This is a genomic window from Microbacterium sp. SA156 (assembly GCF_049065455.1).
GTDB classification, from domain to species: Bacteria; Actinomycetota; Actinomycetes; order Actinomycetales; family Microbacteriaceae; genus Microbacterium; species Microbacterium barkeri.
In genome coordinates, this window is record NZ_JBAKGU010000013.1 from 92,450 (window position 1) to 112,071 (window position 19,622).

Sequence of the window (19,622 nt, forward strand, 5' to 3'; positions counted from 1 at the left end):
CGCACGAGAGCGGCGGATGGTCCCGGGCCGTCCGCCGCTCCCGTCGCGTCACTCAGTCGGTCGGCATCACGGCGATCGGCTCGGTCGTCGGGACGCCGGTCGGCGACCCGCCCTCCTGCTCGATCGTGACGGCGACGACGTCGCCGGGCGCCAGCTCTCCGTCGAGCAGGAGCGGCTCGTCGACGCCGCCATCGAACACCCCTGCCGGGATCGGCTCGTCTCCGCGCACAAGCCAGAGCTCGTACTGCCGGCCCTCGTCGAGCGCCGGCGCCTCGTCGGCGAGCACCACGACCTCGCCGACCGAGTGCGACCAGTGCATCTCGATCGCGCCCCCGCCCGGCAGCTCGCCCTCGAGCACCTGTCCGTCCTCGGCCTGCGCGATCTGCTCGAGGGCCACGACGGCGTCGGGCCGATCGAGCAGGCGCCCGATCGTGAGCGCGGAGAGGCCGACCGCCGCGACGACCGCGACGGAGGCCGCGAGCGCGAACCAGCGGCGGCGGCTCGGGCGCGCCAGCCCGGATGGCGCGGGCCCCGCAGGCTCAGATGCCGCGGGCTCGGATGCCGCGGGCTCGGCAGGCGCGTCGGCGCTCTGCTCGGGGGCTACGTCAGCGGGAGCCGCGGCCCCGGCGATCCGCGCGAGCAGCTGGTCCCGGATGGCGGCGGGCGGCGCGACCTCGGGCGTCGCATCGGCGAGCAGCGCGGCGGTCTCCTCGTCGCGCTGCGCACGGGCGCGCAGCGCGGGATCCGCGGCGAGCGCCTGCTCGAGCCGGGCGGCGTCCTCGGGCGACAGCGCGTGGAGGGCGCGGCCGGCGAGCAGCTCGTCGAGATCCTTCTCGGTCATGCCGGCACCCCCATCCAGGTCCTCAGGCGCGACAGCCCGTCGCGCATCCTCGTCTTCACCGTTCCGAGCGGCGTCGCGGTCATGGCCGCGATCTCGCTCTGCGAGTATCCCCCGTAGTACGCGAGGGTGAGCGCCTCGCGCTGCGCCTCCGGCAGGCTCTGGAGCGCCTCGACGACGCGTCGTCCCTCCATCCGGAGCTCCACATCCTCGGCGACCCCGTCGAACGGCACTCCGAGGTCCCGGAAGCCCACGCGAACATCCCGGTCGGTGCTCGCCTGCGCGGATCGCACGCGGTCGACCGCTCGGCCGTGCGCGATGGTGAGGACCCATGTCCTCCCCTGACCTCTGTTCGGAGAGAAGCGCGCGGCGGATTGCCAGATCTCCAGGAAGACCTCCTGCAGCACCTCCTCGCTCTGCGCGCGATCCACGAGCACCCGCAGGATGAGGCCGAAGACCCGGCCCGAGAGCATGTCGTAGAGCGACGCGAAGGCGCCCTGATCGCCGTCCGCGATGCGCACGAGGAGGTCCGCGACGTGGTCGACGGGTCCGTCGGCGTGCTCGCCCACCTCGACGCCGTCGATCACCATGCCCACAAGCATGCCGCATCCCCGTCACGGGGCGGTCCGCGGGCCATCCCGACGCGATTTCGAGATCGACCCATCCGATCCGCCGACCACCCCGAATACGTCGTGAAAGCCGAGAGGCACCGCCCCTCGGGGCACCCACCGTTTGAAGAGGAGAACGCCATGTCCACGAAGAAGTCCACGTTCGCCGGCGCCGCCGTCCTGTCGCTCGTCGCCGTCTTCGGCCTCGCCGCCTGCAGCAGCGGCGCGACCACGACGGAGGAGGAGCCGACGTCGGGCGATTCCGGCATGGTCGAGGAGTCGGCCGCGCCCGAGGAGACGACGCCCGAGGAGAGCCCCGAGACGATGGCCGACCCGGCCGCGAACCTCGTCGGGCCCGGCTGCGCCGACTACGCCGAGGCGGTGCCGGATGGCGCGGGCTCGATCGAGGGGATGTCCGCCGACCCCGTCGCGGTCGCGGCGTCGAACAACCCGCTGCTGACGACGCTCGTCTCGGCCGTGTCGGGAGAGCTGAACCCCGACGTGAACCTCGTCGACACGCTCAACGGCGACGAGTTCACGGTCTTCGCCCCCGTCGACGACGCGTTCGCGCAGATCGACGAGGCCACGATCGAGACGCTCAGCACCGACGCCGACCTGCTGACGTCGATCCTCACCTACCACGTCGTCCCCGGCCAGATCGCTCCCGACGCGATCGCCGGCACCCACACGACCGTTCAGGGCTCCGACCTCGAGGTGACCGGATCGGGCGACGCACTCATGGTGAACGACGCGACCGTCATCTGCGGCGGCGTCCAGACCGCCAACGCGACGGTCTACCTCGTCGACACGGTGCTCATGCCCGCGCAGTGACGTCCGAGGGGGGAGGGACGGCGGGCGGTCGGGCGCGAGCCCGGCCGCCCGCCGTGCACCCAGGAGCCTCTGCGTCTGCGCCCGAGTGCGCCGAGTATCCTCCGACCATGAAGGTCGCACGCGCAGCCGCCGCTCTCGCTCTCGCCGCCGCGATCGCGGGCTGCGCGGCGCAGACGCCGCCCGACGAGACGGCGTCCGAGGAGACCGCCGCGCCCAGGCCGACGGAGACGGCACCGGCCACGGTCACGCCGACGCCCACGCCGAGCGGATGGACCGCACCCGACTCGTGCGCGGGGATCGAGGCGGGCGCGACCGTCGACGGCGCGGACCTCGGTGCCTGCGTGCAGGACGTGCTCGTCGCGCAGGGGTCCGGGCGGATCAGCCTCAGCGGCCCGATGCTCCGCGGGACGGTGGACTTCACCTTCGAGCCCGACTATGCCTTCCACCTCGACGGCACGGGAGGCACGGACATCCCGTTCGACCTCTGGTTCGTCGACGGCGCGCACTGGCTCGACCGCGGCGACGGCGCCGTCGAGGCCGACGCGTCATCCGACGACCGCGACCAGCAGATCGCCGCCGAGGCCGCCGAGTACGCGGCCCCGTTCTCGGATCCGCGGGCGATCGCCGAGCTCATCGCGGCGAGCCCCGCGTGGGAGGTGGCCGCAGAGCCGGCCGCCTCGGGCGTCTACCGCATCGCGAGCACCGCGCCGTTCCGCTGGAACGAGGTCGACGTCGACACGTTCGTCCTCCGCCTGGCGTCCGATGCGACGCCGCTGAGCGCCGAGGCCGCCCTCACCGTGCACGGCTTCGCCGGAACCGTGACGCAGACCTTCGAGCGGCTCGGTCAGCCCGTCGAGATCACGGCCCCGACGGGCTGAGCCGGGCACAGCGGCGTTTCGACTCGCTCCGCTCGCTCAACGACCGAGAAAGGCGAGCTCCCTCAACGACCGAGAAAGGCGAATTCGCGCTCAACGACCGCGTCGAAACATCGCTCACCGACGGGGAAGGAGCACCTCGGCGCGCCAGCGCTCGAGGACCTCGCGCACCGCGTCGTCCTTCTCGTCGACGAGCGCGGCCTCGTACGCCTCCTCGATCACCGTCGCGATGCGCACGCGGCGGCCCGTCGAGGCCGAGCGCACCGCCGCCTCCACCATCGCGAGGCTCGCGACGTTCGACCGGGCGTCGGTCGAGGGCGTCTCCCCCGCGCGCACGGCGGCCACGAACTCGGCGAGCGAGCCCTCGATCTGCTCGGGAGCCGTGTCGAGCTCCTGCTCCACCGACCCGACGCCGATCTCCGCGCGCGGCGCGCCGTCGCCATCCCACTCGGCCGATCCGGCCTCGCCGCTGATGCGCCACCGGCCGTTCCAGGAGGTCTCCAGGCCCGGCGCGCACCAGCTCCCGCTGTAGGTGTAGCGCGCCCCGCCCTCGAACTCGAAGACCGCGACCGCGTTCGCGTCGCCGCGGTACCAGCTCCAGCTCGGATTGTACTCCTCGGCGTACACCGCGACCGGGTCGCGGCCGATGAGATACCGCGCGGCGTCGAACTGGTGGATGGCCATGTCGACGAGGAGCACGTGCTCCATCTCCTCGCGGAAGCCGCCGAAGTGCGGTGCCCGGAAGAAGTCGGTCGTCACGGCGCCGATCTCGCCGAGCCGCTCGGTCTGCCGCTTGAGGGCGCGCAGCCCGTCGAAGTACCGGCGCGACTGGCTGATCATGAGCAGGCGGCCGTGCACCTCGGCGGCGGCCGCCTGGCGGAGGGCGTCCGAGACGGTCGGCGCCGCCGGCTTCTCGCACAGCACGGGGTAGCCCGCGGCGAGCGCCTCGACGTTCACGGGCAGGTGGGCGACGGGCACCGTGACGTTCACGACGACGTCGGCGCCGACCGCGCGCGCGACCTCGGCCGCCGACGTGCCCACGGCGACGTCGGTCAGGCCCGCGTCGGCGAGCGCGTCGTGCGCGGTCGTCATGTTGAGGTCGACGAGGCCGACGAGCTCCGTCTCATCCGAGGCGGTGATCGCCCCGATCCAGGCCCGGCCCATCCCGCCGGCCCCGACCTGCACGACGCGCAGGCGGCCATCCGATTGTCCGGTCAATTGTGCATCGCCCCTTCGTAGCCGCGTCCGTTGTAGAAGTCCTCGGTCTCGTACCGCAGCAGCGTCGGCACCGAGCGCTCCGGACGAAGAGTCTGCGCCCACGCGACGCCGTTCGCGATGACCTTGCGCACCTCGGCCTGGTGGTACACGGGGTAGTCCTGGTCGCCCGGGCTGAAGTAGAAGATCTTGCCGTAGCCGCGGCGGTACGTCATGCCGCTGCGGAACACCTCGCCGCCCGAGAACGTCGAGAGGAACACGAGCTCGTCGGGGGCCGGCACGTCGAAGAACTCCCCGTACATCTCCTGCGCGGGGATGATGAACGGATGCGGCACGCCCTGCGCGATCGGGTGCGTCGGGTCGACCGTCCACACGATCTCGCGGTCGTCCTTCGACCGCCACCGCAGCGTGCACGTCGTGCCCATGAGCTTCCCGAAGATCTTCGACCAGTGCCCCGAGTGAAGCACGAGCAGGCCCATCCCCGCCAGGACGTGCTGATGCACGCGCTCGACGACCTCGTCCGCCACCTCGCCGTGGGCCGCGTGCCCCCACCACACGAGCACGTCGGTCTCGGCGAGCACCTCCTCGGTGAGGCCGTGCTCGGGGTCGTCGAGGGTCACGGTGCGCACCGACACGCGGTCGCCGAGGTTCTCCTCGATGCCCTCCTTGATCGTCGTGTGCATGCCGTCGGGGTAGATGTCGCGCACGTTCTGCTGCACCTGCTCGTGGCGGTTCTCGCCCCAGACGATCACGCGGATCGGGTTGTTCGTCATCGATGTGTCCTTTCAGAGGTTCCGGAGGCTTACTTGACCGCGCCGCCCATCGCCCCGGCGGCGATGTAGCGCTGCGCGAGCAGCAGGAGGAGGATCGCGGGCAGCGACGACAGCACCGCCGTCGCCATCACGGCGCTCCAGTTCGACACCTGCGTGCCGAGGTACTGGTAGATGCCGAGGGTGACCGGGCGGATGTCGGGCGTCGTCGTGAGCGTCAGGGCGAAGAGGAAGTCGCTCCACGCGAAGAGGAACGCGAACAGGCCCGCCGTGATGAGCGCGTTCTTCGAGACCGGCAGCACGATCGACCAGAACGCGCGGAACTGGCCGGCGCCATCCACGCGCGCGGCCTCGATGATCGAGGGGTGCACGTTCATCATGAACGCGCGCAGCACGAGGATCGCGAACGGGATCGCGTGCGAGGCGTCGGCGAGGATGAGCCCCGCGACGGTGTTGAGCAGCCCGAGGTCGTTGTACGCCGCGTAGAGCGCGTTGGCGATGACGATGCCGGGGATCATCTGCGCGATGAGGATGACGAGCAGCGCGATGTTGATCCAGCGGTACCGGAACTGCGCGAGCGCGTACGCCGCCGGTGCCGCGATGCCGAGACTCACGACGACCGCGCCGACCGACACGATGAGGCTCGTGAGGAGGTTGCGGCCCTGGTCGGAGATCGCGCGCTCGTACCCGGCGAAGCTCGGCTCGAGCGGGATGAGCGCGGCGTTAAGCGTGTTGCCGGACGGCTGCAGCGACGCGTTCACCATCCAGTAGACGGGGAACAGCATGATGCCGAGGAACAGCAGCCCGAGCGCGGTGTAGACGAGCGGACGCCGGCCGCCGGCCCGCCGAGCGGCACGGGGGTCGACCGTGATGAGTGCGGTGGTCATGGTCGTCTCCTTACTCGTCCACGGCCTTGCGGGTGCCGCGCAGGTACACGAACGCGAACACGAGCGAGATGAGGATGAGGATGTTGCTGAAGGCCGCGCCCACGCCGAACTCGAAGTCGATGAACGAGGTCTGGTACGAGCGGATGGCGATCGTCTGCGTCGCGTTCGCAGGCCCGCCGCCCGTGAGGCCGAGGATCACGTCGAGCACCTTGAGCGTGTAGACGACGCCGAGCACGAGCACGACGCCGATGACGGCGCGCAGGTTCGGCAGCGTGATGTGCCAGAACGCCTTCCACCCCGTGGCGCCGTCGAGCGACGCGGCCTCGTAGAGCTCGCCCGGGATGTCCTGCAGCCCTCCGTAGAGCAGCGTCACGTTGAACGGGATGCCGACCCAGATGTTCACGAGGATGACCGCGATGAGCGCGACGTCGGGGCTCGTGAGCCACGGCACGGCGTTCAGCCCGATCGCCGTGAGGAACTGGTTGAGGATGCCGCTGTCCTGATCGAGGATCGAGCGCCACGTCGCGCTCGCGACGATGAGCGGGAGCAGCCAGGGCAGCAGGAGCATCGCGCGCATGAAGCCGCTCAGCGGGAAGCGCTTCTGGAAGAACACGGCGAGCGCGAGGCCGATGACGAACTGGCCCGCGAGCGATCCGAGCGTGAACAGCAGGGTGTTGACGATGGCCGGCCAGAAGAGGTTGCTCGTGACCGCCGTGACGTAGTTCTGGAGGCCGACCCAGGGCGCCTCGCCCGTGAAGAAGGTCTTGGTCGTGTACTCCTGGAAGCTCATCATGAGGTTCTTGACGATGGGATAGCCGAAGTACAGCAGGATGTAGACCCCCGCGGGGATCACGAAGAGCGCCTTGACGAAGTCGTCGCGCTGCAGCCGTCGGCGCGGACGTCGCGCGGTGGACGGGATCGAGGTCATCAGCGTCCTCTTCCTCGGGCCGGCCGGGCGCTCGCGCGCCCGGCCGGACGACGGATGGTGGATCAGCCCTGCGAGGCCTGCTCGAAGGCCTCGGCCGGCGTCGCCTTGCCGGTGATCGCGAGCTGGATCGCGTCGTAGATCACGGTGGCGGCCTCCGGCCAGTCCTCGCCGAGCTTGCCCGTGCGGGCGCGGGCGTCCTTGATCTGCTCCGCGAAGGCCGCCATCTCGGGCACCTGCTCGACGTACGCGTCGATGAGGTCGGTGCGCGTCGGCACGAGGTAGCGGCTCTCGGCGAGCGACATCGAGATGTCGGGGCTCGACATGCACTCGACGAACTCGGCCGCCTTGGCCTGCTTCGCCTCGTCGCCGGTCTGCGGGACGGTCCACACCTCGCCGCCGAGCGGGGCCACGGGCGTCTGGCCCTCCTCGTTCACGGGCACCTGCACCGAGTCCCACTCGACGTCGGTCTCGGCGAGCGCGGGGATCTGCCACGGGCCGTTGATCATCATCGCCGCCTTGCCCGCGACGAACTGGTCCTTGACGTCGCCCTGCTTCCAGTTGACGACGCTCGGCGAGGCGGATCCCGACTCGACGAGGTCGACCCACAGCTGGAGCGCCTCGGCGACCTCGGGGCTCGTGAGGTCGGTCTCGTCGCCGCCGTTCGTCCACATGAACGGCAGGAACTGCCAGCTGCCCTCGTAGTTCGCGATGGCCGAGAACGCGATGCCGTACTGGTCGCCCTGCGTGAGCTTGGCGGCGGCGTCCTTGAGCTCGTCCCACGTCTTCGGCGGCTCGATGCCGGCCTCCTCGAGCGCGGTCACGTTGTAGAACAGGCCGAGCGTGTTGACGGCAGGCCCGATGCCGTAGACCTCGCCCTCGTACGTCGCGGCGTCGAGGATCCCCTGCGCGAAGCCCGAGGTGTCGACGTCGAAGTCGCTGAGCGGCGCGAGTCCGCCGGTCGCGGCGATCTCCTGCACGTCGGGGTTGTCGAGCATGAGCACATCGGGCAGCGTGCGCGACGACGAGCGCTGGAGCACGGTCTGGATGAGGTCGGCGCCGGGGACGGTCTCGCGGTCCAGCTCGACGCCGACCTCGGCGGCGCACGTGTCGAGGGCCTCCTGCACGAGGGTCTTGTCGGGCTCGTTGTTGTAGTAGTCGAGCACGGTGAGCGTGCCGGCGTCGCCGGAGCCCTGGCCGCCGCCGCCTCCGCCGCTGCACGCGGCAAGAGCGAGGGGGACGGCGGCGAGGGCCGCGGTGGCGGTGAGAGCGCGGGTCCTGGTGCGCATGGCGATACTCCTTCGTACGCGGTGGCGGGTGCGGATCCAGCGCTTCCCCTTCGGGCGGTTAAGCGCTTAGATGCTGTGTGAAAGAGTATGGGTTCGGGAGCGGTAAGTTGTCAACCCCACGGTTTGTCACGGCTCGATCTCGGGAGAGGAGGATGATCGGATGGCCACGATGCAGCAGGTCGCGGAGCGCGCGGGCGTGTCGATCGCGACGGTCTCCTTCGTCGTGAACGGCTCGAAGAAGGTGCTCCCCCACACCCGCGAGCGCGTCGAGGCGGCCATGCGCGAGCTCGGCTACTCGCGGAACCACGCCGGCAGCGCCCTCGCCCGCGGGCGGACCGACATCATCGCGCTCCTCTACCCGGCCTTCGAGCGGAACCTCAGCGGAACCGCCATGACGTTCTTCACGAGCGCGGCTGACCGCGCGCGCGAGCGCGGGTACACGCTCGTGCTCTGGCCCGCGCACAACGAGGCCGCGGAGATCACCGAGCTCACCGCGAGCGGCCTCGTCGACGGCGTCCTCCTCATGGAGGTCCAGCTCGAGGACGGGCGAGTCGACCGCCTCAAGGAGGGACGCACGCCGTTCGCCCTCATCGGGCGCACGCAGGATCCGGAGGGGATGGCCTGGGTCGACGTCGACTTCGCCTCCTCGGTCGAGACCGCGATCGAGGAGCTCGTCGCGCTCGGCCACACGTCGATCCTCTACATCTCCGGCGCGACCGAGAAGCGCTTCGTGGCGCACGGAGGCGTCGCCCGCGCCCGCGAGTCGTATCTCCAGACCATGGCGCAGTCGGGGCTCACCGCGACGACGCTGACCTGCGGGGAGAACTCGGCGGCCGGTCGCCTCCTCGCCGCCGAGCTCGTGGAGCACCACCCCGATGCGACCGCGATCATCCTCATGAACGAGCATGCCGCGCCGGGGCTCGCCATCGGGCTCGCGCAGCACGGCGTGCGGGTGCCCGACGACCTGTCGATCATCTCGATCGGCACATCGGCGCACATGGCGTCGATGGCCGAGCCCGTCCTCACCCACATGGACTCCCCCGCCGCCGAGCTGGGCCGACTCGGTGTCGACGCGATCATCGAGCGCATCAACGAGCCCGACCGCCCGCTGCCGCAGACGCTCATCCCCTGCACGCCCGGCGAGGGCGCCTCCGTCGCGCGCGCTCCCCGACGCTGACCGCAGCCATCCGAGATCCCTCTCGAAGAGGGGGTTGACGCGCACCCGCTTCCATGGTTCATTAGTCGAGTAACTAACCGACCAACCGGAGGTCGCCGTGATCGAAGAAGGCAAGCCCCTGTTCGTGCAGATCGCCGAGCAGGTCGAGGACTCGATCGTCGACGGGAGCCTCGCCGAAGAGGCGCAGGCGCCGTCCACGAACGAGCTCGCCGCCTTCTACCGGATCAACCCGGCGACCGCCGCGAAGGGAGTGAACATGCTCGTCGACAAGGGAGTTCTCTACAAGCGCCGCGGCATCGGCATGTTCGTCTCCCCGGGGGCGCGCGAGCTGCTGCTCGGCGAGCGGCGCAGCGCGTTCGCCGACCGCTACGTGCAGCCCCTGCTCGTCGAAGCCCGCAAGCTCGGGCTCGGGCCCGACGACGTCGCCGACCTCGTGCGCGAGCACGCCGCCCAGACCGCCTCTTCGTGATCGAGAAGGACACCATGAACCCCGTCATCGAGGTCCGGAACCTCACCAAGCGCTACAAGGACAAGCTCGCCCTCGACGATGTCAGCTTCGACATCGAGAAGGACACGATCTACGGCTTCCTCGGCCGCAACGGCGCCGGCAAGACGACCGCCATGTCGATCCTCACGGCCCAGAACTTCGCCACGAGCGGCGAGGTGCGCGTCTTCGGCGAGCGCCCCTACGAGAACGCGCACGTGCTCAGCCGCATGTGCTTCGTGCGGGAGAGCCAGAAGTACCCCGACGACGCGACCCCGCGTCACGCGCTGGCCGCCGCGCGGCTGTTCTTCCCGCACTGGGATCAGGACTTCGCCGACGCCCTCGTCGACGACTTCCAGCTGCCCCTCAAGCGCACGATCAAGAAGCTCTCCCGCGGTCAGCTCTCGGCCGTGGGCGTGATCATCGGGCTCGCCTCGCGCGCCGAGATCACGTTCTTCGACGAGCCCTATCTCGGGCTCGACGCGGTCGCGCGGCAGATCTTCTACGACCGGCTGATCGCCGACTACGCCGAGCACCCGCGGACGATCCTCCTCTCGAGCCACCTCATCGACGAGGTCGCGAACCTCATCGAGCGCGTGCTCGTGATCGACGACGGCCGCATCATCATGGACGAGTCGACCGACGACGCGCGCGCGCAGGCCACCAACGTGGTCGGCGACGCCGCCGCCGTGGAGGCGGCCATCCGCGGCCGGGAGGTCATCCACCGCGAGAGCCTCGGCCGCGTGACCTCGGTCACCTTCCTCGGCCCGATCGACGACGCCGAGCGGGCCGAACTCGCGGCGGCGGGCCTCGACCTCGCCCCCGTCTCCCTGCAGCAGCTCATCGTCCGGCGCACGCAGCGCACCTCCGCGCACACCGGCGCCGGCACCCAGGAAGGAGCACTCCGATGACCGCCCTCTCGACCCCCGAGCACGTCACGCCGCACGGCCGCACGCTCAAGGTCGTGCGCCTGCAGTTCATCAACACGCAGACCTTCATCTGGGTGCCGCTGATCGTGCTCGGCGGTGCGTGGCTCGTGACCCTGCTCGTGTACCTGATCCTCGAGGGCGCCGGCGTCGACGGCCCCAAGTACGGCGGCGGATCGCAGGCCCCGATGTGGTACTTCGCGGTGGTGGGCGCGTATGCCATGACGCTCACCTTCCCGTTCTCGCAGGCGATGAGCCTCACGCGGCGCGAGTTCTTCCTCGGCTCGATGATCGCCGCGGCCGTGAGCGCGCTCGGCCTCTCGGCGGTGTTCGTCGCCATCGGCCTCTTCGAGCAGGCGACCGGCGGATACGGGATCAACGGCTACTTCGCGTACCTCGACTGGGTGTGGGAGGCGGGCGCCCTCGGCGCCGGCTTCACGTTCTTCGTGCTCACCATGCTGTTCTTCACGGTCGGCTTCTGGTTCGCGACGATCTACAAGCGGTTCGGGCCCGCCATGCTGACGGTCGCGATCCTCGCCTCGGTGCTCCTGCTCGTGGGTGTCGCCGCGCTCATCACGTGGCAGCAGGCCTGGCCCGAGGTCGGGGCCTGGGTCATCCAGAGCGGCGCCGTCGGGCTGTCGCTGTGGGGCCTGCTGCTCGGCGCGGTGCTCGCGGCCGGGTCGTACGCGACGCTGCGGCGGATGCCCGCCTGACCGCGGATGGCGATGGCCGCTTCCCGAGGGAGGCGGCCATCGCCGCGTCCTGTCACACATCCGCCTCGGCCGGCGTCTCCATGTCGAAGGCTCGACAGAGGAGGCATCATGGGGAACGTGACGGGACGCAGGACCGAGGTCGTCGTCATCGGCGGCGGCTACGCGGGAGTGCTGGCGGCGAACCGCCTCACGCGCCGCGACGACGTGGCGGTGACGCTCGTGAACGCGCGCGATCGCTTCGTCGAGCGGGTGCGCCTCCACCAGCTCGTGGGCGGATCGGATGACGCCGTCGTCGACTTCGGCGACCTGCTCGCGAAGCGCGTCCGCCTCGTCGTCGACACCGTGACCGAGATCGACGCGCCCCGCCGGCGGTTCGTGCTCGAGAAGGGCGAGCCGCTCGCGTACGACTACCTCGTCTACGCCGTGGGCAGCACGAGCGGGCCGCTCGAGGTGCCCGGCGCCGCGGAGCACGCGCTCCCGCTCGCGACGCTCGAGGAGGCCGAGCGGGTGCGCGCGGCACTCGGGAGCGCTCCCGTCGACGCGCCCCTCGTCGTCGTGGGCTCGGGTCCGCTCGGCATCGAGACCGCCGCGGAGCTCGCCGAGCTCGGCCGCCGCGTGACGCTCGTGTGCGGGCGCGTTCTCAGCCCGCACAGCCACGAGAGCGCGCGCCGGACCATCCGCCGCCGTCTCGAGAGCCTCGGGGTGCGGCTGCTCGAGGGGACGACCGCCGTGCGCGTCACGCGCGCATCCGTCGAGCTCGCCGACGGGCGCTCGACGCCGAGCGCGGTCACGATCTGGACCGCGGGCTTCGCGGCCGCGGATCTCGCGCGCCGCAGCGGCCTCTCGACCGACGCGGACGGCCGACTGCTCGCCGACGAGACGCTCACGAGCATCGACGACGACCGCATCGTCGCGACCGGCGACGCGGCGTCGCCGCAGGGCGTGCCGCTGCGGATGAGCTGCCAGGCCGCGCTGCCGCTCGGGTCGCACGCCGCCGACACGGTGCTGCAGCGGATCGCGGGAGGCGCACCCGCCGGCTTCGACCGCGGCATCGCGGCGATGTGCGTGAGCCTCGGGCGCCGCTTCGGCGTGTTCCAGTTCGCGCGCTTCGACGACACCGCCATCCGGCTGCACGTGCCCGGCCGACTCGGCGCGCTCCTCAAGGAGGAGGCGTGCAAGAGCCCGATCTCGCAGATCAGGGCCGAGGCGCGCCGACCCGGCACGCATCGCTGGCCGGTCAAGGACGGCCGGCGCGCCGAGCGCGTGCGCGCGGCGGCGGATGGCAGGGGCCGGCTCCGCGAGAGCGGCGAGCGCCCGGCGGCGAGCGCGGCATGAGCACCGCCGCGACCGAGGCGTTAGTCCGCCACCGCAACCTGCTCTTCACCGTCGCGTACGAGATGCTCGGCTCGGCCGCCGACGCCGAGGACGTGCTGCAGGAGGCCTGGCTGCGCTGGTCGGGTGTGGACCGGGACGAGGTCCGCGACGAGCGCGCGTACCTCGTTCGGATCGTCACGCGCCTGTCTCTCGATCAGATCCGGACGCTGAGCCGCCGCAAGGAGACCTACGTCGGCGAGTGGCTGCCCGAGCCGCTGCGGACGACCCCCGACGTCGCCGAGGACGTCGAGCTCGCCGAGAGCGTGTCGATGGCGCTCATGGTCGTGCTCGAGACGCTCGCACCCACCGAGCGGGCCGTGTTCGTGCTGAGGGAGGCGTTCGGGTTCGACTACGCCGAGATCGCGGAGTCGCTCGACAAGTCGCCCGCGGCCATCCGCCAGATCGCGCATCGCGCGCGGGCGCACGTGGAGGCCCGTCGCCCCCGGCAGACCGTGTCGACGCGCGAGGCGCGCGTCGCCGTCGCGGCGATGCAGCGGGCGATCGAGGCCGGCGACTTCCAGGCGCTGCTCGACGTGCTCGCGCCCGACGTCGTCATGATCGCCGACGGCGGCGGCCGGAAGCGGGCCGCGGTGCGCCCGATCGTGGGCGCCGACCGCGTCGTCCGCCTGCTCACGGGCGGCATGGCGAAGCACGGCGGGGTGCTGACCTCGGCGCCCGCCGACCTCAACGGCACGCCGGCGCTGCTGCTGTCGGTCGACGGGGAGGTCGACGGAGCCCTGGCGCTGCGCGTCGAGGACGGGCTCGTCACGGGGCTCTACTACGTGCGGAACCCCGAGAAGCTCTCGCGCATCGCGACCGAGACGGCGCTCTCGCGCTAGCTCTGGCGCTCCTCGGCCGCGGCCTCGTGGTGGCGGATGACCTCGGCGACGACGAAGTTGAACCACTTCTCGGCGAACTCGGGGTCGAGGTGCGCGGCCTCGGCGAGTGCGCGCAGCCGCGCGACCTGCTGCTCCTCGCGCTTCGGGTCGGACGCCGGGAGGGCGTGCTCGGCCTTGAGGCGGCCGACCTGCTGCGTGCAGCGGAAGCGCTCGGCGAGCATGTAGACGAGCGCGGCGTCGATGTTGTCGATGCTGGCGCGCAGGCGCAGCAGCTCGGCGCGGGCTTCCTCGTCGTTCAGGCTCATGCCATCGAGGGTACCGGCCCTCAGCGCGTGGGCAGGAGGTGCGTCGGGGTCGCCAGCGGCAGGCGGTGCCGCGGTCGGGAGGGCACGCCCGTGCGCGTGTCGAGCGGGAGCGAGACGATCTCGCTCGACCCCTGGCCCGCGACGAGCAGCGCGTCGCGCCCGACGAAGTGGTGTCGCGGCGTCGCGACGCCCGCCTCGACGAGCGCGACCTGATCGAGCGAGCCGCCGTCGCCTCGCACCCTCAGCACGGCGATCGTGTCGCTGCCGCGCAGACCCGCGTAGAGGAACTCGCCGTCGCGCGAGCGCGCCAGCTCGGCGCCGGTGTCGCCGGCGAGCGATGCGCCCGACGCCGGCGATCCGCCGCGCAGCGCCCAGCGGCCATCCCGATCGCGCCCGAGCACGAAGACCTCGCCCGAGAACTCGGTGAGCACGTAGAGGTATCCGCTCGGGTGCAGCACCATGTGCCGCGGCCCGGTGCCGAACGGGAGCACGACCTCGTGGTGCGGCGCGAGCCCGCGCCCCGAGTGCCGCCAGAAGCGCACGAGGTCGTAGCCGAGGTCGGTCGTCGCGACGAGCCCGCCGGGCAGGAAGAGCGCCGAATGCGCGCGGGACGGCCGGGGCTCGGATGGCGCGCGGCCGCCCGCCTGCACGTCGCGATCTGCGGCGCGCGCGTCTCGGAGAAGCGTCTCGAGGTCGCCGTCGTCGTCGCGCTTCGCGAGGAGGTCGCGCACGGCGGGATCGTCGAACGGGTCGGACGCGCCCTGGCCGAGCGCGGCGAGGAGGCCTGCCAGACCGTCGTCCTCCGTGTTCCCCGCGAGCATCGAGGCGATCCGGCTCGGGTCGGCGTCGCCCTCGACGAGGGCGCGCAGGTCCATCGCGCCCTCCCATGACGGCTGCGCGCTCTGCTCGCCCGCGAGGAGGGCGGCGATGTCGGTCGGCTCGGCGCCCTGCGCCAGGAGATCCTTCACGTCCACCGTGCCCTCGCCCTCGAGCGCGGCGCCGAGGTCGGGCTCGGGTGCCGCGGCATACGGGTCGGCGGCCGCTGCGCCGAGCGCCGGCGCAGCGAGCGTCCCATCCGGACGCAGCGGGACGTGCACGACCCGTCCATCGCCCCAGCACGACGCGATGAGGTGCGAGCCGTTGGCCGCGACCGCGAGATGGCACACGGCTGCGCCCGCCTCGACGGCGTCGCCGTGCGGTGCGAGCGAGACCTCCCCCGTCCGCGCGAACGCGGCGATCCGGCCGTCCGCCTCGAGTGCGGCGTAGAAGACCTCGCGGGTCGGGTGGGCGGCGAGCCACGACGCCGATTCGGCGCGCGCGGCCAGGCCGCGGTCGGCGAGCATGCCTCCGGCGAGCGGCGACTCCGCCTCCCCCGCCGTGATGAGCGAGATGCCCTCGGACTCCCCGCCCTGCGCAGGGCCCCAGCCGCCGATCCAGAACTTCATGTGGCCATCCTCTCGCGCCGGGGCGCCTCCCCGCTGCCGGACGGGTGACGCGGGCTACGCCGCCCCGCGGGTCGCCGTGCGGATGCGGTAGAGGCTCGTCGTCGCCGTGATGAAGAGCTCGTCGCCGTCGGCGCCGCCGAAGCAGACATTCGACACGACCTCAGGCACGGCGATGAAGGCCGCCTCGCGGCCGTCGCGCTCGTACACGTGCACGCCGTCGCCGGCCGACGACCACACGCGGCCGTCGACGTCGATCGCGATGCCGTCGGAGTGGCCCACGGCCGGTGCCGCGAAGCGACGGCCGCTCCCCACCGCGACGCCCTGCACGTCGTAGGCATGGATCGCGGGAGCGGCCCCCGTGTCGGTCACGTAGAGGATCGTGCCGTCGGGCGAGAACGCGATGCCGTTGGGGCGGTCGAGGTCGCGGACGACGGGCGCGAGCGTGCCGTCGGGACCGAGCCGGAACACCCAGCACGCCCCGTACTCGCGCTCGCCCGGGTGACCCTCGAGCGGCTGCGTGATGCCGTAGTCGGGGTCCGTGAACCAGTACGCGCCGTCCGCGGCGATGGCGACGTCGTTCGGGGAGTTGAGCCGCACGCCGTCGTACCCGTCCGCGAGAGCCGACACCGTGCCATCCGCTCGCTCTCGCTCGAGCCGCCGACGGCCGTGCGAGCACTGCACGACGCTGCCGTCCCGATCGAGCGCGCGCCCGTTCGTGAACTCGACGCCCGTGCGGTGCTCGGTCGCGTCGCCGGTCGCCGCATCCCACCGGAGGATGCGGTCGCCCGGGATGTCGCTCCAGCGCACGCAGCCCTCGGCGGGGATCCACAGCGGCCCCTCGCACCAGGTTCCGCCCGTCCAGAGCCGCTCGAGCGCGGCGCCCGCGGCGATCACGCGCTCAGATGAGGTCCTGGCGCACGATCACCTGGTCGCGGCCGGGGCCGACGCCGATGACCGAGATGCGCGTGCCGCTCATCTCCTCGAGCGCGAGCACGTAGTCCTGCGCGGTCTGCGGCAGGTCCTCGAACGTGCGCGCCGACGAGATGTCCTCGCTCCAGCCCGCGTAGTGCTCGAGGATCGGCGTCGCGTGGTGGAAGTCGCTCTGGTTGACCGGCACCTCGTCGAAGCGCTCGCCGTTCACGTCGTATGCGACGCACACGGGGATCTTCTCGAGTCCGGTGAGGATGTCGAGCTTCGTGAGGACGAGGTCGGTGATGCCGTTGATGCGGGTCGCGTAGCGCGTGATGGGGGCGTCGTACCAGCCGACCCGGCGCGGACGCCCGGTCGTCGTGCCGAACTCGAAGCCGGCCGCACGCAGCCAGTCGCCCTGCTCGTCGAAGAGCTCGGTCGGGAACGGGCCCGACCCGACGCGCGTCGTGTAGGCCTTGACGATGCCGACGATGCGGTCGAGGCGGCCGGGGCCGACACCTGATCCGGTCGCGGCGCCGCCCGCGGTCGCCGACGACGACGTCACGAACGGGTAGGTGCCGTGGTCGATGTCGAGCATGGTGGCCTGGCCGCCCTCGAACACCACGACCTCGCCGGCGTCGAGCGCCTGGTTGAGGAGGAGGCCGGTGTCGCACACCATCGGGCGGAGGCGCTCGGCGTACGACAGGAGGTCCTCGACGATCTCGTCGCACGTGATGCCGCGCCGATTGAAGACCTTCACGAGCAGGTGGTTCTTCTGCTCGAGCGCGCCCTCGACCTTCTGGCGGAGGATGCTCTCGTCGAACAGGTCCTGCACGCGGATGCCGACGCGGTTGATCTTGTCGGCGTAGGCGGGGCCGATCCCGCGCCCGGTCGTGCCGATCTGGCGCTTGCCGAGGAAGCGCTCGGTGACCTTGTCGAGCGTGCGGTGGTACTGCGTGATGATGTGCGCGTTCGCGCTCACGCGGAGCTTCGAGACGTCGATGCCGCGCGCCGAGAGGGCGTCGAGCTCGGCGAAGAGCACCTCGAGGTCGATGACGACGCCGTTGCCGATGACGGGGTTCACGCCGGGGCTCAGGATGCCGGAGGGCAGGAGGTGCAGAGCGTACTTCTCGTCGCCGATGACGACGGTGTGCCCGGCGTTGTTGCCGCCATTGAACTTGACGACCCAGTCGGTCCGCTCGCCGAGCAGATCGGTCGCCTTGCCCTTGCCCTCGTCGCCCCACTGGACGCCCACGATCACGATGCCCGGCATGGAATACCCCCTGATGGGTCGTTGTGCCCGGATGCCCGGAACGGCTCCCGGCGGAGGCGTGCGTGTGCCGCGGCGCTCTCCCTGGCCATCCTATCGGGGGCGGTCCGCGGCGCCCGCTGAGCTGCCACGGGGCGTCATCGGCCTCGGGATTGCCAGCGTTCTCCGATACCGTCGAGGGGATGCGCATGTGGAACCTCCCTCTCCAGCCGGCGCGGATGGCGGCGGCGCGATGAGCGCGCGCCTCGGGCTGCAGACGGCTCAGCTTCTGCAGGAGATGATCCGCAACGCGGCGGTGAACGACGGCCGTCCGGACTCCGGCCACGAGATCCGCCAGGTGCGCACCCTGCAGAGCTTCTTCGAGGGATCCGGGCTCGACGGCGTCGTCGTCGAGCCGCACCCGGGCCGCGGGAGCCTCATCATCCGCATCCCGGGCACCGACCCGCACGCGCCGTCCCTCGCCCTCCTCGGGCACACCGACGTCGTGCCCGTCGAGGAGGCCGGATGGGAGCGCGATCCGTTCGGCGGCGAGATCGTCGACGGCGTGCTGTGGGGCCGCGGCGCGATCGACATGCTCAACCTCACGGCGGCCTACGCCGTCGTCACGCGGGAGATCGCACGGCAGCGGTTCCGCCCGCGCGGCGACCTCGTCTTCGCCGCCGTCGCCGATGAGGAGAACGGCGGCCACTACGGCGCCGGCTGGCTCACCGAGCACCGGCTCGACCTCATCGACGCCGACTACGTTCTGACCGAGTCGGGCGGCGCCCCCGCGGGCGGCAAGCCCGCGATCGGCATCATGATCGGCGAGAAGGGCCAGGCGCCGCGCACGCTGCGCGTCACGGGCGTCCCGGGCCACGGCTCGGCCCCGTGGGGATCGCGCAACGCCGCCGTCATCGCGGCCGAGGCCGTCGCGCGCATCGCGCGGTTCCGCACGCCGACCGTGATCACACCGCAGTGGCACGCGTACGCCGACGCGCTCGAGCTCGACGCGGAGACGACCGCGAAGCTGCAGGACCCCGAGCGCCTCTACGAGGGGCTGCCCGCGACCGGTCTGCTGCAGGGGTTCGCGCACGCGTCGACGCACACGACCATCTCGCCGAACGTCGTGCACGCGGGCGAGAAGCTCAACGTGATCCCCGGCGAGGCGACCGTGCGCCTCGACATCCGCGTCCTCCCCGACGTCGACGCGGCGGATGTCGACGGCTATCTGCGCGAGGCGCTCGGCGACCTGCTCGAGAACGTGCGCATCGAGGGCGACGAGTTCGTGCAGTCGACCGTCTCGCCCACCGACACTCCTCTCTTCGACGTGCTGCGCGGGGCGGTCCGCCGCGCGCGCCCCGACGCCGACCTGCTGCCGATGCTCGCCGCAGGTGGCACGGACGGGCGCTTCTACCGGCTGCGCGGCGTGCCGGCCTACGGCTTCGGCGTGCTCAGCGACCGCTGGGACTACGGCAAGTTCCGCACCCTCTTCCACGGGCACAACGAGCGCATCGATCTCGAGTCGCTCGACCTCACGGTGGACGCGATCGACCACGTCGTGCGCGAGTTCCTCGGGCGCGATCACGGCGTGCGCGTGAAGCGCTGAGCGCACCCGCATCTCCCCTGCGCACGCGGCTGTGCGCCGAGGTGTGCTGGCGTCTGGTGTGCTGTCGTCTGGTGTGCTGTCGTCTGGTGCGCTGGCGCTTGGTGTGCTGGGTGGATGTCGGTGGTGTGTGCTAGCGCTCGTCGCAGAAAGATCCCGATCAGGGGAAGAAAAGCATTGCGCTTGTCGTATCGATGTTCTATGCTGGCTTTATGGCGAAGGAGCCAGGATTCGAACCTCTCTTCCCGGGCGCGGCGGTCCGGGACGCGCTGACGCGACTGGAAGGCCTGGCCGAGGGCGTGCGCGGGGTGACGGATGCGGACCTGATCGCGTTCGCGGGGGAGGTCGAGCACCTCGGGC

20 protein-coding genes are annotated in these 19,622 nt (G+C 71.6%); 9 read left to right on the forward strand and 11 right to left on the reverse strand.

What is annotated here, in order from left to right:
- Positions 1-52 precede the first annotated feature (52 nt).
- Complete coding sequence (locus ACOWU6_RS13050) at positions 53-841, reverse strand: anti-sigma factor (protein WP_421075956.1); 789 nt, start codon at positions 839-841, stop codon at positions 53-55.
- A complete protein-coding gene (sigK, locus tag ACOWU6_RS13055; RefSeq protein WP_271174179.1) occupies positions 838-1,440 on the reverse strand; it encodes an ECF RNA polymerase sigma factor SigK in 603 nt (200 codons plus the stop codon). The genes ACOWU6_RS13050 and sigK overlap by 4 nt, the downstream gene beginning before the upstream one ends.
- Positions 1,441-1,587: 147 nt before the next feature.
- On the opposite strand from sigK, the gene ACOWU6_RS13060 reads away from it, so the two are divergent.
- Complete coding sequence (locus tag ACOWU6_RS13060; RefSeq protein ID WP_421075957.1) at positions 1,588-2,277, forward strand: fasciclin domain-containing protein; 690 nt, start codon at positions 1,588-1,590, stop codon at positions 2,275-2,277.
- A gap of 107 nt (positions 2,278-2,384) precedes the next feature.
- Positions 2,385-3,155, forward strand: a complete 771-nt coding sequence (locus ACOWU6_RS13065) for a hypothetical protein (RefSeq protein ID WP_421075958.1) — start codon at positions 2,385-2,387, stop codon at positions 3,153-3,155.
- Between the two features lie 114 nt (positions 3,156-3,269).
- On the opposite strand, the gene ACOWU6_RS13070 is transcribed toward ACOWU6_RS13065, so the two are convergent.
- From ACOWU6_RS13070 to ACOWU6_RS13090, 5 genes are all read right to left on the reverse strand, one after another.
- Positions 3,270-4,370: a Gfo/Idh/MocA family protein gene (locus ACOWU6_RS13070; protein ID WP_282979949.1), complete on the reverse strand. Its 1,101-nt coding sequence runs from the start codon at positions 4,368-4,370 to the stop codon at positions 3,270-3,272.
- Positions 4,367-5,140 carry a ThuA domain-containing protein gene (locus tag ACOWU6_RS13075; RefSeq protein WP_271174183.1) on the reverse strand — a complete coding sequence of 258 codons (774 nt, stop codon included), beginning with the start codon at positions 5,138-5,140 and terminating at the stop codon, positions 4,367-4,369. Before ACOWU6_RS13075 ends, ACOWU6_RS13070 begins: the two co-directional genes overlap by 4 nt.
- A 29-nt stretch (positions 5,141-5,169) precedes the next feature.
- Positions 5,170-6,024, reverse strand: a complete 855-nt coding sequence (locus ACOWU6_RS13080; RefSeq protein WP_421075959.1) for a carbohydrate ABC transporter permease — start codon at positions 6,022-6,024, stop codon at positions 5,170-5,172.
- A gap of 10 nt (positions 6,025-6,034) precedes the next feature.
- Positions 6,035-6,952 (reverse strand): carbohydrate ABC transporter permease, encoded by a 918-nt coding sequence (locus ACOWU6_RS13085; protein WP_271174185.1) that lies wholly within the window; start codon positions 6,950-6,952, stop codon positions 6,035-6,037.
- Between the two features lie 62 nt (positions 6,953-7,014).
- Complete coding sequence (locus ACOWU6_RS13090) at positions 7,015-8,238, reverse strand: sugar ABC transporter substrate-binding protein (RefSeq protein ID WP_421075960.1); 1,224 nt, start codon at positions 8,236-8,238, stop codon at positions 7,015-7,017.
- Between the two features lie 160 nt (positions 8,239-8,398).
- On the opposite strand from ACOWU6_RS13090, the gene ACOWU6_RS13095 reads away from it, so the two are divergent.
- The 6 genes from ACOWU6_RS13095 to ACOWU6_RS13120 all read left to right on the forward strand — a co-directional run bounded on the left by ACOWU6_RS13095 (position 8,399) and on the right by ACOWU6_RS13120 (position 13,751).
- Positions 8,399-9,415: a LacI family DNA-binding transcriptional regulator gene (locus ACOWU6_RS13095; protein ID WP_271174187.1), complete on the forward strand. Its 1,017-nt coding sequence runs from the start codon at positions 8,399-8,401 to the stop codon at positions 9,413-9,415.
- 97 nt (positions 9,416-9,512) lie between these two features.
- Entirely contained in the window at positions 9,513-9,884 is a 372-nt protein-coding gene (locus tag ACOWU6_RS13100) for a GntR family transcriptional regulator (RefSeq protein WP_271174188.1), read from the forward strand.
- A 14-nt stretch (positions 9,885-9,898) separates the two neighbouring features.
- On the forward strand, positions 9,899-10,810 hold the full coding sequence (locus tag ACOWU6_RS13105; protein ID WP_282979952.1) for an ABC transporter ATP-binding protein: 912 nt from the start codon (positions 9,899-9,901) through the stop codon (positions 10,808-10,810).
- Positions 10,807-11,538, forward strand: coding sequence for a hypothetical protein (locus ACOWU6_RS13110; RefSeq protein ID WP_271174190.1), 732 nt, complete (start codon positions 10,807-10,809; stop codon positions 11,536-11,538). Before ACOWU6_RS13105 ends, ACOWU6_RS13110 begins: the two co-directional genes overlap by 4 nt.
- Before the next feature lie 108 nt (positions 11,539-11,646).
- Positions 11,647-12,873 carry an NAD(P)/FAD-dependent oxidoreductase gene (locus ACOWU6_RS13115; protein WP_421075961.1) on the forward strand — a complete coding sequence of 409 codons (1,227 nt, stop codon included), beginning with the start codon at positions 11,647-11,649 and terminating at the stop codon, positions 12,871-12,873.
- Entirely contained in the window at positions 12,870-13,751 is an 882-nt protein-coding gene (locus tag ACOWU6_RS13120) for an RNA polymerase sigma-70 factor (protein WP_421075962.1), read from the forward strand. The genes ACOWU6_RS13115 and ACOWU6_RS13120 overlap by 4 nt, the downstream gene beginning before the upstream one ends.
- Here ACOWU6_RS13120 and ACOWU6_RS13125 read toward each other — a convergent pair.
- Genes ACOWU6_RS13125 through ACOWU6_RS13140 form a run of 4 tightly spaced genes read right to left on the reverse strand, consistent with a single transcriptional unit; the run spans position 13,748 to position 17,683 of the window.
- Positions 13,748-14,056, reverse strand: a complete 309-nt coding sequence (locus ACOWU6_RS13125; protein ID WP_282980542.1) for a chorismate mutase — start codon at positions 14,054-14,056, stop codon at positions 13,748-13,750. The two genes, ACOWU6_RS13120 and ACOWU6_RS13125, sit on opposite strands and share 4 nt — an antisense overlap.
- Before the next feature lie 20 nt (positions 14,057-14,076).
- On the reverse strand, positions 14,077-15,501 hold the full coding sequence (locus tag ACOWU6_RS13130; RefSeq protein ID WP_421075963.1) for a lactonase family protein: 1,425 nt from the start codon (positions 15,499-15,501) through the stop codon (positions 14,077-14,079).
- 54 nt (positions 15,502-15,555) lie between these two features.
- Complete coding sequence (locus ACOWU6_RS13135) at positions 15,556-16,395, reverse strand: SMP-30/gluconolactonase/LRE family protein (RefSeq protein WP_421075964.1); 840 nt, start codon at positions 16,393-16,395, stop codon at positions 15,556-15,558.
- Between the two features lie 4 nt (positions 16,396-16,399).
- The gene (locus tag ACOWU6_RS13140) at positions 16,400-17,683 is read right to left on the reverse strand and encodes an adenylosuccinate synthase (RefSeq protein WP_421075965.1); all 1,284 of its coding nucleotides are present in this window, start codon (positions 17,681-17,683) and stop codon (positions 16,400-16,402) included.
- A 229-nt stretch (positions 17,684-17,912) separates the two neighbouring features.
- Here ACOWU6_RS13140 and ACOWU6_RS13145 point away from each other — a divergent pair, with 229 nt between their 5' ends.
- A complete protein-coding gene (locus tag ACOWU6_RS13145) occupies positions 17,913-19,265 on the forward strand; it encodes a M20/M25/M40 family metallo-hydrolase (protein WP_421075966.1) in 1,353 nt (450 codons plus the stop codon).
- Positions 19,266-19,622 lie beyond the last annotated feature (357 nt).